Raw genomic sequence first — 13,141 nt, 5'->3', positions numbered from 1 at the left:
CCGCAGATGCAAGCTTTTGAACACCGTTTATCCAAAAAAATGGACTGCGACACGACTTTTGTCACAGTCCATTCGTGCGTTTTTCTGCCTTCCCAAAAGGTTGACAGTTTCTTAACTCTTTTCTTATTTTTTCTATTCAATCAAATAACTCATTTTATATACATCTAAAAATTCACCTAAATCTGTTCTTGCCCCTCTAGGCATGACCGCTTCGATTTGGAAACCCATTTTCTGGTAAAGGTGTACGGCTCTTTCATTACGAACTTGAACATCCAGCTCCAATCGAAAAAGTACACCCATTTCCTTCGCCCAATTGATGATTTCTTCTAGCATAAGAGTACCTAGTCCCATTCCCCAATATTCCTGCAGGATACTGATACCGACTTCTCCCACGTGAGATAAACGAAATTGACTGTCTGCTTTGACTGATGCTGTTCCAACAATCGTCCCCTCATTGAGAGCAAGCAGCAATAAATTATTGTTGCTTTCGTACATATAACCCAACTCTTCTGATAAAGTTTCTGGGGGTAAAAGAAGTTCAGCTTCATCTAAAGCTAAAAATTCTGTCTCGCTATTGACTTGTTCCATCATCGAAAGAATATCTTTTGCATCATCTGGCACTGCTTCCCGCAAGATGATTCCAATTTCTTCACTCATGGTTTTCAACCCATTTTTCTAGGATTCGCTGTTTGAATGTTTCACTTTGTTCACCATATGAGACTAATTTCACATAACGCTTTTCTAAATCTGTATCACTTTTTTCTAAAATCAGTTCCAAATAATCTTCTGGCAGTGCTTCTTCTAATAGATTTCCCCATTCGACAACGGAAAGTCCATCTCCTTCAAAATATTCATCTAACCCTAAGTCAGCTCCGCTAGCTGCTACCCGATAAATATCCATGTGATACAACGGAATCCTGCCTTGATTATATTCTCTGATAATCGTGTATGTCGGACTTTTGATCATTTGCGTTATTCCCAGTCCTTGGGCGATACCTTTCGTCAATGTTGTTTTACCCGCACCTAGATCACCAGTCAATATCAGATTATCACCTGGCATGGCGGAATGACCAATTGCCTCTGCAAATTGTTCTGTCATTGTTAATCCTGATAGTTCGATCATTTTTCATCTTCTCCCGCTCTTCTTTCTTTTTGCCAGTATATCGCGTAATGAAGTTTTTTTAAAGAAAAAAACGAACTAGTCAAGAACAGCAGCTGCCGTTTTTGGACTAGTCCGTGTGTATTTGTTAATCAATCAATGTTTGTGCTGCTGTGATAATCGATAATTTATATACGTCTTCTTCATTTGCTCCACGAGACAAATCAGAAACCGGTTTGTTCAAACCTTGCAAGATTGGTCCGATTGCTTCAAAGTTACCGAAACGTTGAGCAATTTTATAACCAATATTTCCTGATTGCAATTCTGGAAATACAAAGACTGTTGCTTGACCAGCTACTTCTGAATCTGGCGCTTTCAGTTGTGCAACTGAAGGAACATAAGAAGCATCAAATTGCAATTCGCCGTCGATCAAATATTGCGGTGCTAGTTTTTTAGCGATTTTAGTGGCTTCAACTACTTTGTCTACTTCTGGCGATTTCGCTGAACCTTTTGTCGAGAAGCTCATCATCGCCACTTTTGGTTCGATATCGAACAGTTCAGCTGTTTTTGCAGAATCTACAGCGATTTCTGCCAATTCTTGTGCAGTTGGATTCACATTGATTGCACAATCAGAAAAGACGTATTTTTCTTGGTCTCTTCCACGTACCATGATCATCGCACCACTTGTCCGACTGACACCAGGTTTTGTTTTGATGATTTGAAGTGCTGGACGAACAGTGTCACCAGTCGAATGGATTGCTCCAGAGACCATGCCGTCTGCAACACCCATATACGTAAGCATCGTGCCAAAGTAATTCACATCTTTTAAAATCTTTTCTGCTTGTTCTTTGGATGCCTTTCCATTTCTACGTTCGACAAAAGCATCTACCATTTCATCCCACTTATCGTAAGTATCAGGACTAATGATCGTAAAGCTAGATGTTTTGATTCCTCTGGCATGTGCTGCATTTCTTATTTCTTCTTCGTTTCCTACTAAAATGGGTTCCACCAGTTCTTCTGCTTTCAACCGGGCAGCTGCACCTAAAATTCGAGCATCAGTAGCTTCCGGGAAAACGATTTTGATCCCACGGCGAACAATCTTAAATCTTAAACTATCAAACAATTCCACAAGATGACCTCCAGACGTTTTTATATGTATTATCATACACTATTCCATAAAAAAAGAACAGTTTATTTTATCTGTATCAGTCAAAAATGCCGGAAAAATGAAGTTTTTCACATATATGGCAAACTGCGCTATAACAGGAAAGCGCTGTTTTATTACACTGTTTCAGGCAGCTGCCAATCAATCGGTTCTTCTCCTAACGCAAGGAGTGCATCATTCGTTTTCGAGAAGGGTTTGGAACCGAAAAAGCCACGGCTTGCAGATAGCGGACTGGGATGTGGAGATGTAATGATGATATGACGGCTCTTATCAATCATTTTGATTTTTTCTTGCGCCGGTTTTCCCCACAAGATAAACACGATTGGTTTTTCTCGTTCATTTAATTTTTCAATGATCGTGTCTGTTAATCTTTCCCAACCTTTCCCGCGATGTGAATAAGCTTGCCCTTCCCGAACAGTAAGAACAGTGTTGAGTAAAAGGACTCCCTGTTTAGCCCATGATACTAGGTTTCCATGTTGAACAGGTACGATACCAAGATCATCATGAAGCTCCTTGTAGATATTTCTTAAAGATGGCGGGATCTTCACGCCGGGCTGCACAGAAAAAGATAATCCATGAGCTTGGTTTTCTCCATGATAAGGATCTTGTCCTAAGATCACTACTTTGACTTCTTCATAAGGAGTCAATTCCAACGCTTCATAGATATGATACATATCTGGATGGATCTTTTGGGTCGCATATTCTTTCTTTAAAAATTCTCTTAGATGCAGATAATAATCTTTTGAAAATTCTGAGGACAAAACTTCTTGCCAACTGTTATGAATGATTTCTTTCAAAACCTCCACCTCCTAATAAAAAGAATAACTCACATTTTCTTCAATCACAAGGGACAATCTTCCCCCTCAGCACTTGATTAATATGGTAAACTAGGAACAAGAAGCAGAAAGGAACGATAATCATTATGATCAAATTAATTGCATCAGATATGGATGGCACATTATTAGATGCCCATATGAGTGTTTCTCCTGAAAATGCCGAAGCAATACGTTTTGCAAACGATGCCGGTGTTGAGTTCATGGTCGCTACTGGACGAAACTATCAAGAAGCTCGCGCCGCTTTGGATGAAGTAGGAATCGATTGTGCGATGATCACTTTGAACGGGGCACAAGTATTTGATAAAGAAGGAAATTCCTTGTTTACCGTATCCATCCCAAATAATCAAGCAACCTCTGTTTTGGATATTTTAGACGCTAACGGTATTTACTATGAAGTAGCAACCAACGATGGTCTTTATTCTGAAAATCAAGCGAAGCGGATCGAAAGCTTTGCTTCCATGGTCGCTACCCATTTACCTCACCTTACGTATAAAATGGCGATTGCCATGGCCTCAGCTAAGCTGGAGTTATTGCACATCACATATGTGGACAGTATTCGTACCATTTTAGAAGAAAAGAATCTGGAAGTCTTGAAAATCATCTGTTTTCATACAGAAGGACCTGCTGTGTTAGGACCAGTTGGTAAGCAGATTTCTCTTTTAGGCGATTTAGCTGTCACTTCTTCTGGTCAAAACAATATTGAAGTGAACCATAAAAACGCTCAAAAAGGGATTGCCGTTGCCCATGTCGCACATGAGCGTGGCATTTCTTTAGAAGAAGTCATGACGATTGGTGACAATTTCAATGATGTCAGCATGCTGCAAGTGGCGGGAGTCAGTTTTGCAATGGGAAATGCAGAAATCGAAGTAAAAGATTATGCCAAATATACAACGGACACGAACCTTGAATCTGGCGTAGGAAAAGCCATATTGCGCGCGATTGCAGAAGACTTATAGTTTTATCTAGAAAAGAGGGATATAGATGTCAGAATTTTTCATTCAGGAAAAACAGCTTGGACGTGCAACTCGGACAATCGTCAAAAACGAAAAAGGGCATTCCCTGTTTTTGATGGTTGGTCGCTGGGGAACAAAGGGCGATGCGTTGTCTCTTTATGCCATGAATGGCGATCTTGTTGCCCACATCAAGCAAATAAGCCTGACATTCGGTACGCGTTTTGAACTGTATAAGGAGTTCGAAAAAGTGGGAACCATGCAGAAAATATTCAATTGGCCCGGTGATTTTTATTATATTCGTAGGCTTCACTGGACAGTCCAAGGTGATATCTATAATCATCAATATCAAATCCATCATTTCAATCAACAAATCATGAAGATGGATAAAGCTACGCTTTTTTCAGGAGATTACTATGTACTGGATATCTCAAATGATGAAGATGCTCCTGTTTGTATTTGTATTGCTGCGGTTTTAGATTACTGGCTTTACCGTAAAGACAAAAGTCGCGATAAGCCTGTTTCTTATCGGCTTGACTTAAGTTAAAAAGATGTACCTGAAATGCGTATTTCCGCATTTCAGGTACATCTTTTTAGATATTCTTTTGCATATGATCATAAAGATGACCACTGATCATCTGCTGACCGACCACTTTGAAGCCATGGCGTTCGTATAATTTTTTAGCCTTTGGATTTTTTTCATCCACACTTAGTCCGATGACGGAGCGATTCGCTTTCTTCGCCAATTTAGGTAATGCTTCTAATAATCGTGAACCGATGCCTTGCCCTCTAAAATCTTCTGATACACTGATAGAGTCCAAATACCATTCATTGGGAAACGTTTCTTTATCAATGAACAAACGTGTAGACGCATCTAACTGATATTTTTCTAAGATAGGTACCAGTGGCTGATCGATGATTGCTTCTTCTTCATCTGTATAACCGTAAGCAACTCCTGCAACTTTACCGTCTATTTCTTCTACGATACCTCGTGAATAACTGTAGCGATAATTAGGATCAGTGATTGCTTCTTCTAAAATCTCTAAAGTTTTTTGTTCCCCTGTCTGCTTCAAAAATGGCAATTCCATGTCTTTTAGAATCACTAAGATCAATGGGGCGATTTCTGGAGCATCTTCTTTTCTCGCAAAACGAATCATAGTTTCCTCTCCTTTTCTCCATTCTAACATGCAGAAAAAGAAATCGCAAAATCGTTATTTTAAAAAATCTTCTATCTTTTCAGTAATGAAATAACCATGAGTAACGATTCTTGCCGCTTCAGTTCGGCAATAAGGGCAGACGATTGGCATCTCTTTATCATTATGTTCGACTACATTATTGACTTCTTCGTATGCAAATTTTTTTCCGCAATTAGGGCATTTCATTTTTTCCATGTTATCTCAACTTCCTTTCATCTTTACCCTCTTAGCTTACTCTTATATTGAAAAAAAGAGAAGCGATAGCCTTTTTCTATGCAGATATCCATACCTGTTGAGTCTGTTTTCCATCAATTAATTGGACTTGATAATACGGACGTTCATCTTTAACTACAATTGCCCACTCTTTCACTTTTGCTTTTTTCCCGTAGCAGCTGACTGCTTCCTTCATCGCTGCTTGCGGTTGCTTGAACTCTTCCGTTTTTTCTATGTCAAATAGAGGTTCTGCTGTTTTTTCTGTATGATTCCTTACAGTTGCTTTCCCAGTGGACGGATTGACTGCTATGACTTGTCCTTCACAAAAAAACTGGTATTCATATGTTGCATTCGTAGGATTATCCAATTCTTTTTCCACTGCAAAATGGATAGAAGATATATTATGTTTTTTTGTTTCTTTTTTAGCGATTGCTGCTGCTTCGTTCAATGAGATCCGATATTCTTGATCACTAATATCATCCAAGTGAAAAGCGGCGCTGAGCAATCCTGTCATACCGGTAAACAATATTACGATGAGGGCAGCAGCACCAAACATCATTTTTTTCATTCTTCATTCTCCTGTTTCTTTTTTTAAAGAATATCAAGAAATGAACGAACGAAAAATCGAATGAAACGAAAAAAAAGTGACAATTTTGTTATCTTTATTCGTGTAGTTCTAACGGCAACCCGTCTGGATCAAAGAAAAACGTCATTTTTTTACCTGTAAACGTATCTTCTCTTACCGGTTCAGATTCGATCCCTAGGGAATGCAATTCTGCAATCGTTTCTTCGATATCGTCTACTTTGAAAGCAAGATGACGCAAGCCACAAGCTTCTGGATAGTTTGGTCGTTGTGGTGCATTGGCAATTCCAAAAATCTCCAATTCGGCACTTCCTAGTTTCAGATCTAATTTATAGTCATCTCGTTCTTTGCGGTAGTTTTCTCTGATTACTTCAAATCCTAATTTATTAACATAAAAATCACGTGATTTCTGATAATCTGAAACAATGATGGCTACATGATGGATCGTTGTAAGGTTCATATGAGCGCTCCTATTCTTCGTTTAAATTCGTATCTACCTTATTCTCCAGCTCTATTGTAAATGTGTCAGCTTGAAAAAAATAGCTGTTTTTTCTTTTTATAAGAAAAAAGGCAAAAAAAAAACAGAAAGTAGGTCCTCCAAGACACTCTTCCTGTTCCCAATATAATAAATGAAAGTAAGAAATTATATTTTCAAGAAAACAAACAGAAAATTATCATAACACAAATTATTTATAATTGAAAGACTAGTTTTTTTTCAAGAAAAGCATACAATAGATTGTGTTAGTAAATACAGAACACACTACATTTAGTGTCTTAAGGAGTCCTCATACATGAAGTCATATTTTCAGTTTTTAGCTCATCAGCTAAAAGGCTGGCCGCAACAAAATTATTATCTTTTCTTTTTCAGTCTTGGCTGTCAGGTCATGACTCTTGTCAATAGTCCCATCACTTGGCTGTCCGTTATCACATTTATCGGTACCACGCTTGGTGTATTGTGTATTTTATCCATCAATGCGGCAAAATCAGTCAACGGTATTTTAGGTATTTTGTCTGCGATTTGTTTTATTATCGTTGGATTTTCAGCAAAGAACTATTTAAGTATCGGTGAACAGATTGCTTATATGATTACATTGGATATCCCCGTATTGTTAAGTAAAGAATGGAATCATAATATGGCTTCAAAAATCCGAAAATTCACTGGAAAAAGCTGGTTTATCGCAATCATCAGTACTTTCCTTGTCTATCTTGTTTCAGGATTCCTGATTGGTCGTTATACAGATGATCCTCGCCCATGGGTAGATGCCATTGCTTTTTCCATTAGCTTGACTGCTGGCATCATCAGTTTCTTGCGTTATAATAACCAATATTACTGGTGGTTAGCTTCAGGGCTTGCACAAATGGTCCTTTGGTATATTTCATTTACGCATGGATCTGCAAGTTTGGCGATGTTCGTGAACAGCTCTGTTTACTTGCTGAATGATGTCCTTGCATTTACCGTTTCTCCTTGGTATAATCAAAAAGAACGTGAACGTATGCAAAAAATGGAAGAAGAATACTACAACGCACAACAACACGCATAAAAAATAGGCTTTCTCTCTATTTTTAGAGAGAAAGCCTATTTTTTATAGTAATTCCTTCAGATACTTTCTTGCCTCATCATTGAAACGCAGTGATTCTTCTAACTTCTGATAATATTCTAACGCTTGTTTTTGCGCTTCAGTAAAACGATAATGTTTTCCTTTCCATTTGTCGATCGTCTCTTGTACATTCCCAGAATGGATCTCCTTCACCACTAGCTGCCATTTTTCTTTTGAGACTGTGTACTCTTTCTTATCAGCAGATTGTACGGCTTCTCGTTCTTTACGCAATACTTTTAAAAAACCATTTCTGACTATCCGAGGAATGCTGTCGAAGAATCCTTCCGTAAAACCATAGCGACAATATTGCTTCCAAATAAATAGATAGATTTTTGGTTGGATGAACCGTTGTTTTTTCGCAAAATATTCCATCTGAGCAATGACTTCTGGTGTTCGCTGACGTTTTGTCTTTCTCAATGCGGAAATAAACGTTTCAAAATAAGCATTAGGATGTGCTGGCACTTCTTCGTAAACGATGGATTGCCAATCTTTACGTAAAAATGTGCGATAGTTGTTCAAGAATTCTTCTACATCCTTTACTAATTCTTCTGCAAAGTCGTCAAACAGTTCTTTCTTTATCTGTCGCTTTTTTGGCTGCCCGTTGATGTGTTCACTGATTTTCTTGATTTCATTTTCCAATGCTTGATAATCCGCTATGTAAATCGGCATTTCCGCTTGGCGAAATTCTGCGAGACGTTGTGCTAATTTTATATCCGGTAAATACGGCTGTTTCATCCGTCGATTTTGGTACAGGACAAAACAGTATTTTTGCCATAGTTCTTCAGGAAAATCGATATTCTTTTGCTTAAGCCATAATAATTCATCTAAGGCCAGATCGACTTTTGTCATTCCATGATGGATCGAAGCTGCTACTGTCGGAGAAACATGCAGGTGATCGGCAAAGTGGTTGATACCTAGCTTTAGGGTCTTGCCGGTTTTTGGCGATTTGACGATATATTGCACTTTTAATTCTCTCCCACATTCGCAATACAATTTTTGCTGGCTTCGTTTTGTTCGAAAAAACGGATTGATCTTGAAGTCAGAAAACACCCAATCTGTTGCGGCCAAATAATGTTCTTCCATAAAACGAGAGCTGATTAGATATCGGCGGTGCTTATCGACTAGTTCCCGCTGTTTTTTTGTTAATTTTGCATAGATCTCCCAACGTTGACTGCTTGTGTATTGTTTAGAGATCTTAATAGGATAGCTTTTGTTGATTTCTTTTGGAAACCATTCTTCAAAGATGGATTGCCATTCTTCCACGGCTATTTCTTTCCTTTCTAATTACAAAAAGCTGGCTACTAACATAACGATAGCAACCAGCCAGTGTTTCTTGCTAAATTAGTGAGTTGTTCCGGCATTCCCGGAAATATCTTCTTTATTTTCTACTGCTGCTTCAACTGCATAAGTCAAAGAAGAAGCAATGTCTTCCAGAGACATAGAAGGTGTACCCACTGGACGATCGATCACTTGATCTGGTGAGAATGGTACGTGGATGAACCCACCGCGAATTGCAGGGAATTGCGTTTCGATCAAATGAAGCAAACGATACATGATATCGTTGCAGACAAATGTTCCTGCTGTATAAGAGATGTACGCTGGTAGACCATGATCTTGTACATTTTTTGTCATTGCTTTGATTGGCAATGAAGTAAAGTAAGCGGCTGGACCGTTTTCTTCTAAAGCCGTATCGAATGGCTGATTTCCTTCATTATCAGGAATTCTTGCTTCTGCTAGATTGATTGCGACACGTTCGAACGAGACTGCTGACCGTCCGCCTGCTTGTCCGACACAGATCACGACATCTGGTTGGTGCTGTTGGATGGCTTCTTTGACTACTTGACTGCTTTTTTCGAATACGGTCGGTACTTCCACTTTGATGATTTCAGCACCGCTGATTTCATCTGGCATTTTCTTTATTGCTTCATAGGCTGGATTCACTTTGTCCCCACCAAATGGATCAAAACCTGTCACTAGTACTTTCATCTGTTGTTCCTCCGTCCGATTGATTTAACATATGGTTATCTTTTATCTTACCATTTTCCTTGAACAGCGTAAATAAAGGAAAGAAGAGTTTAAATAACATAACAGAGCAAACTTAATATATTCTTATAAAAGAAATAGCGTTCCACTACTTTGAAAGCGGATTATTTTACTATAAAATAAAGATTGTCTGATGAAATAACACCTATACCATTTATCGAATAAAGGAAGTAAGAAATGAAAAAATAACATTAGTTTGCAAAATAGGACTTCTTTTAGGAAGTACCGTCACTAGCATGGTGCAAGCAGAAGTACATGCTGACACAGTCACAGACTCAAAAAACGAAATACGGATAACCGAACAAATGCCTCGATCAGGCGGGGTCATTTTGGATGATAGCGGGAAAGTGATTGGCACGACAGATCCCTCTCTCATAATGGATGCCCCTTTAGAAAGCAGAGGATCTGTCCATATCCACCGCGGACATTGGACATACGGGACGCATAGTTGGCCGAGAGTAGCATGGGGAACCAAACAAGCTTGGTCAAATTTTAATCATTATGATTACTATGCACGAGCAGTGGTAGGAACTAAGTCAAGTACTGTTTTCGCTCCGGCAAATCGCTATGCCTATGCTACTGCAACAGGTAACAGCAAATACACTGGCTTAGCGTATTACGGCTGGTGATTAGCCACTTCTAAGTAACCACACCGATGTTTTCATCAGACGTCATTAAAAAGTTGCTACCTATTTTAACAGTAAAGGATCACATTTCATGAACAATAAACTTATTCGGTTGAATTTATTTGTCTTTTTTTCTATCCTTTCATTTATGATTTTCTTTTATATCCGAGAAACGACACAAGAAAGGATCATCGCCGACAGCTATTCACTTCCTGAACAATACCAATCGTTCGATCTACCTCGAACGATCCAAGACGATCGACAAAATTTTTCGAGAAACCTGTCCATTTTGCTCGAAACGGCAGAAGAAGAACAGTTGAACGTACTTTTTCGTGAAACAAATTTCACACCCAAAATCACGAACGGAAAGCCTGACCCAAGTGTTGATTTAGTCGTGATCGACTATTTTTCCAATGAGCCTGATTTGAGAACGCTGCTGAATCATCCTTCAGCCAAACACCTCTCAACCCAACACTATACGATCAATTATGCTTCATTCAACAATCATCCATTGATAGAGCTGCCTTCCTTTAAAGAAGCGACGAAATTTGTAGAGAGTCAAAATACAGAGCAGGTATCCGCGTTCATCGAAAGCTTGACGACTAAGTATAATGAACTCTATCAACCTTCATTCACGGTGCAGGATTTTCAATATACAGATTATCCAGAAACCATCATATTGCTTGATCATCGCCCTGTGAGAAACCTGATTGTTATCAGTCTGATCTTCTTTCTGTTATTCACCGCTCTATGGCTATTCGACAATGCAAGGAAGTTGTCGATCCTACGATTGAACGGACTCTCTTGCGCGACGATCTTGTATAAAGTACTGATAAAACATCTACTTTTCCTGTTCGGATCGTGTTGTTTGGTCCAGCTAATTTTTGATCCATCGATCTTCCTTTTGAACATGTTCCACCAATTCGCTTTTTTTACCGTATCTATCATTAGTTTGCTAGGTGTCGTTTATTTCTTATGCACCACTTCTTTTGTGGAGAATCTAAATAGGAAATCGTATGCCAGAACTTTTATTTTTTCACTTTATTTCTTCAAGACCATCGCCTTCGTCTGGTGCTTGGCAAGCGTCCTTACACTTGTAGAGCTGGTCAATCTGTCGCTTCTTCCTTCTACGTATCCGGATGAATTTTCTGAGTATGCAGTATTTTATAATACCTATTCAGGGAAAAACAACCATGAAGTCATCAGTATCGAAAACAATGTATTAAGCGCCCAACAAGACCGCTTGTATCAATATCTAGAAGAAAACGGGATGCTACTGATTGGTACAGTCAGTTACTTTATGGAAGAAAAAGAAATCAACCGCAAAATTTGTGTAAATGTCAATTATTTGCAAAAATACCCGATCATCAGCGTAACTGGACAAAAAATAGCGATCTCTCCCGAGGAAACACAACGTGTCTTTCTAGTACCGGAAAGATTGGAGAACCAGTTCCAAGAAATCAAAGAACATTATTTGCATGGCTACTTTCTGGATGAATCACAAGCTGATTTTTATCTCATCCGGTCCAAACAAGAAATCCATACATTCCATCCAGATGAAGAAATCATTCACTATCCGAATGTCATCGAAGTCCAAACAAGAAATAACAGCGCGGGGAACCTCCGGCAAATCATTACTGGTGGTGGATATTTCGACCCAGTCAAAGTTCCTATCACTCAATCGGTCGAGAAAACATTCGAACCGATCAAAAAGGTACTGGAAGAAAATTATTTATTGGACAACTACCCAGTCCTCACTCCGCTTTCAGAAATCAAAAAAGTAGATTTACAAAGAGGTCTTGGCGGAATCAAACAACGTAGCCTGGAAATTCTCTTCGCTCTTTATCTTTTGATCACGATGATTGCTTATCTCGTGCTGATCTCTTTGAAGATCAAAAAGCAGAAATATACGATTTGGCGATTGAATGGTATTTCCATGATCAAAACTTATCGTATGATTTTCTTGCCGTTTTTCATACAATATGGTGCATTGGTTTTATATACGACTTTCATGGATGCGCCTTTTGCTTGGCTCCAAAGTCTGATTCTTTTTTCTATCTTAGAGATAGGAATGATTTTCTTCACCTTGCACCGTTTGGAAAGAAAAGAAAAAGCAACTATATTAAAAGGAGAATGATAGTCTGATGTCTCTCATCCAATTAGATCATGTAACGAAAACCTACAAACAAAAACTTGTCCTGGATGCTGTCTCCTTGTCGATCGATCAAGGAGAATTTTGGACGATCCACGGAAAAAGCGGTGCAGGAAAATCCACCCTATTGAATCTTTTGGGACTCATTGATTCATTCGATGAAGGAACGGTCTCGCTCTTTGGAAAAAATGCGCCGAAAATCAACAGCAAAGCAGCTCTTTTACTACGGAGAAATAAAATCTCCTATCTTTTCCAAAATCATGGATTGATTGAAGATGAAACGATCATGGACAATTTAAACATCCCCTTCATCTATCGAAAGACCAGACGAAGAGAAAAAATCAAGCTGCAGCAAGAAGCTCTTGCCAAGGTTTCCTTAGACTATCCATTGAAAACAAAAGTTTATCGTCTTTCTGGCGGAGAAAAGCAACGCCTAGCTTTTGCCAAACTCCTACTAGAAGACAAAGAACTGATCCTAGCAGATGAACCCACTGGCTCTTTAGATAACGAGAACCGTAACCATATCTTGGATCTGCTATTCCAACAGCATCGCGCGGGGAAAACAGTCATCGTTGTGACCCATGATCCTTATATCATCGAAAAAAGTCCACGCTCTTTTTCAATTGATTCTTGGCAGGAAACTAAAAAAAGAGGTTGTGAAATCAGCGCCCTGACCTGAG

The 13,141-nt window shown here is 38.9% G+C and carries 16 protein-coding genes; 6 read left to right on the top strand and 10 right to left on the bottom strand.

Annotated elements, in window-relative coordinates:
• Positions 1-132: 132 nt before the first annotated feature.
• The 4 genes from HMPREF2731_RS07685 to HMPREF2731_RS07670 all read right to left on the bottom strand — a co-directional run bounded on the left by HMPREF2731_RS07685 (position 133) and on the right by HMPREF2731_RS07670 (position 3,061).
• Positions 133-657, bottom strand: a complete 525-nt coding sequence (locus HMPREF2731_RS07685; RefSeq protein WP_002344486.1) for a GNAT family N-acetyltransferase — start codon at positions 655-657, stop codon at positions 133-135.
• Positions 650-1,123, bottom strand: a complete 474-nt coding sequence (gene tsaE, locus HMPREF2731_RS07680; RefSeq protein ID WP_002344487.1) for a tRNA (adenosine(37)-N6)-threonylcarbamoyltransferase complex ATPase subunit type 1 TsaE — start codon at positions 1,121-1,123, stop codon at positions 650-652. The genes HMPREF2731_RS07685 and tsaE overlap by 8 nt, the downstream gene beginning before the upstream one ends.
• Before the next feature lie 124 nt (positions 1,124-1,247).
• On the bottom strand, positions 1,248-2,228 hold the full coding sequence (gene pta / locus HMPREF2731_RS07675) for a phosphate acetyltransferase (RefSeq protein WP_002312157.1): 981 nt from the start codon (positions 2,226-2,228) through the stop codon (positions 1,248-1,250).
• Between the two features lie 152 nt (positions 2,229-2,380).
• A complete protein-coding gene (locus HMPREF2731_RS07670) occupies positions 2,381-3,061 on the bottom strand; it encodes a uracil-DNA glycosylase (RefSeq protein WP_002308387.1) in 681 nt (226 codons plus the stop codon).
• Positions 3,062-3,186: 125 nt separating this feature from the next.
• Here HMPREF2731_RS07670 and HMPREF2731_RS07665 point away from each other — a divergent pair, with 125 nt between their 5' ends.
• Positions 3,187-4,056 (top strand): Cof-type HAD-IIB family hydrolase, encoded by an 870-nt coding sequence (locus HMPREF2731_RS07665; RefSeq protein ID WP_002312156.1) that lies wholly within the window; start codon positions 3,187-3,189, stop codon positions 4,054-4,056.
• A gap of 25 nt (positions 4,057-4,081) precedes the next feature.
• Positions 4,082-4,597, top strand: a complete 516-nt coding sequence (locus HMPREF2731_RS07660; RefSeq protein ID WP_002344490.1) for an LURP-one-related/scramblase family protein — start codon at positions 4,082-4,084, stop codon at positions 4,595-4,597.
• 46 nt (positions 4,598-4,643) lie between these two features.
• Here the strand turns inward: HMPREF2731_RS07660 and HMPREF2731_RS07655 are convergent, their stop codons facing one another.
• The 4 genes from HMPREF2731_RS07655 to HMPREF2731_RS07640 all read right to left on the bottom strand — a co-directional run bounded on the left by HMPREF2731_RS07655 (position 4,644) and on the right by HMPREF2731_RS07640 (position 6,502).
• The gene (locus HMPREF2731_RS07655; protein WP_070872676.1) at positions 4,644-5,207 is read right to left on the bottom strand and encodes a GNAT family N-acetyltransferase; all 564 of its coding nucleotides are present in this window, start codon (positions 5,205-5,207) and stop codon (positions 4,644-4,646) included.
• Positions 5,208-5,261: 54 nt separating this feature from the next.
• The gene (locus HMPREF2731_RS07650) at positions 5,262-5,441 is read right to left on the bottom strand and encodes a hypothetical protein (RefSeq protein ID WP_002308376.1); all 180 of its coding nucleotides are present in this window, start codon (positions 5,439-5,441) and stop codon (positions 5,262-5,264) included.
• 76 nt (positions 5,442-5,517) lie between these two features.
• The gene (locus HMPREF2731_RS07645) at positions 5,518-6,027 is read right to left on the bottom strand and encodes a hypothetical protein (protein WP_002344491.1); all 510 of its coding nucleotides are present in this window, start codon (positions 6,025-6,027) and stop codon (positions 5,518-5,520) included.
• A gap of 94 nt (positions 6,028-6,121) precedes the next feature.
• Positions 6,122-6,502, bottom strand: coding sequence for an SMU1112c/YaeR family gloxylase I-like metalloprotein (locus HMPREF2731_RS07640; protein ID WP_002313429.1), 381 nt, complete (start codon positions 6,500-6,502; stop codon positions 6,122-6,124).
• A 331-nt stretch (positions 6,503-6,833) separates the two neighbouring features.
• Here HMPREF2731_RS07640 and pnuC point away from each other — a divergent pair, with 331 nt between their 5' ends.
• Entirely contained in the window at positions 6,834-7,583 is a 750-nt protein-coding gene (pnuC, locus tag HMPREF2731_RS07635) for a nicotinamide riboside transporter PnuC (RefSeq protein WP_002287078.1), read from the top strand.
• Between the two features lie 42 nt (positions 7,584-7,625).
• Here the strand turns inward: pnuC and HMPREF2731_RS07630 are convergent, their stop codons facing one another.
• Positions 7,626-8,903 (bottom strand): hypothetical protein, encoded by a 1,278-nt coding sequence (locus HMPREF2731_RS07630; protein WP_070703714.1) that lies wholly within the window; start codon positions 8,901-8,903, stop codon positions 7,626-7,628.
• Positions 8,904-8,981: 78 nt separating this feature from the next.
• Positions 8,982-9,626, bottom strand: a complete 645-nt coding sequence (pcp, locus tag HMPREF2731_RS07625; RefSeq protein WP_070872674.1) for a pyroglutamyl-peptidase I — start codon at positions 9,624-9,626, stop codon at positions 8,982-8,984.
• Between the two features lie 293 nt (positions 9,627-9,919).
• On the opposite strand from pcp, the gene HMPREF2731_RS07620 reads away from it, so the two are divergent.
• The 3 genes from HMPREF2731_RS07620 to HMPREF2731_RS07610 all read left to right on the top strand — a co-directional run bounded on the left by HMPREF2731_RS07620 (position 9,920) and on the right by HMPREF2731_RS07610 (position 13,140).
• A complete protein-coding gene (locus HMPREF2731_RS07620; protein ID WP_070703716.1) occupies positions 9,920-10,312 on the top strand; it encodes a hypothetical protein in 393 nt (130 codons plus the stop codon).
• Positions 10,313-10,400: 88 nt separating this feature from the next.
• Positions 10,401-12,446, top strand: a complete 2,046-nt coding sequence (locus HMPREF2731_RS07615; protein ID WP_070703718.1) for a bacteriocin-associated protein — start codon at positions 10,401-10,403, stop codon at positions 12,444-12,446.
• Between the two features lie 7 nt (positions 12,447-12,453).
• Positions 12,454-13,140, top strand: coding sequence for a putative bacteriocin export ABC transporter (locus HMPREF2731_RS07610; RefSeq protein WP_010732050.1), 687 nt, complete (start codon positions 12,454-12,456; stop codon positions 13,138-13,140).
• The last annotated feature ends 1 nt before the right edge of the window (position 13,141 follow it).

Source organism: Enterococcus sp. HMSC072F02 (assembly GCF_001837725.1).
GTDB classification, from domain to species: domain Bacteria; phylum Bacillota; class Bacilli; order Lactobacillales; family Enterococcaceae; genus Enterococcus_B; species Enterococcus_B lactis.
The sequence above is the reverse complement of the archived record's forward strand: the minus strand, read 5'-3'. Positions and strand labels throughout refer to the sequence as shown.

Coding starts and splice junctions, on each gene's coding strand:
- HMPREF2731_RS07685 (WP_002344486.1), bottom strand. CDS start 657: ATGAGTGAAGAAATTGGAATCATCTTGCGGGAAGCAGTGCCAGATGAT.
- tsaE (WP_002344487.1), bottom strand. CDS start 1,123: ATGATCGAACTATCAGGATTAACAATGACAGAACAATTTGCAGAGGCA.
- HMPREF2731_RS07665 (WP_002312156.1), top strand. CDS start 3,187: ATGATCAAATTAATTGCATCAGATATGGATGGCACATTATTAGATGCC.
- HMPREF2731_RS07660 (WP_002344490.1), top strand. CDS start 4,082: ATGTCAGAATTTTTCATTCAGGAAAAACAGCTTGGACGTGCAACTCGG.
- HMPREF2731_RS07655 (WP_070872676.1), bottom strand. CDS start 5,207: ATGATTCGTTTTGCGAGAAAAGAAGATGCTCCAGAAATCGCCCCATTG.
- HMPREF2731_RS07650 (WP_002308376.1), bottom strand. CDS start 5,441: ATGGAAAAAATGAAATGCCCTAATTGCGGAAAAAAATTTGCATACGAA.
- HMPREF2731_RS07645 (WP_002344491.1), bottom strand. CDS start 6,027: ATGAAAAAAATGATGTTTGGTGCTGCTGCCCTCATCGTAATATTGTTT.
- HMPREF2731_RS07640 (WP_002313429.1), bottom strand. CDS start 6,502: ATGAACCTTACAACGATCCATCATGTAGCCATCATTGTTTCAGATTAT.
- pnuC (WP_002287078.1), top strand. CDS start 6,834: ATGAAGTCATATTTTCAGTTTTTAGCTCATCAGCTAAAAGGCTGGCCG.
- pcp (WP_070872674.1), bottom strand. CDS start 9,626: ATGAAAGTACTAGTGACAGGTTTTGATCCATTTGGTGGGGACAAAGTG.
- HMPREF2731_RS07620 (WP_070703716.1), top strand. CDS start 9,920: ATGGTGCAAGCAGAAGTACATGCTGACACAGTCACAGACTCAAAAAAC.
- HMPREF2731_RS07615 (WP_070703718.1), top strand. CDS start 10,401: ATGAACAATAAACTTATTCGGTTGAATTTATTTGTCTTTTTTTCTATC.
- HMPREF2731_RS07610 (WP_010732050.1), top strand. CDS start 12,454: ATGTCTCTCATCCAATTAGATCATGTAACGAAAACCTACAAACAAAAA.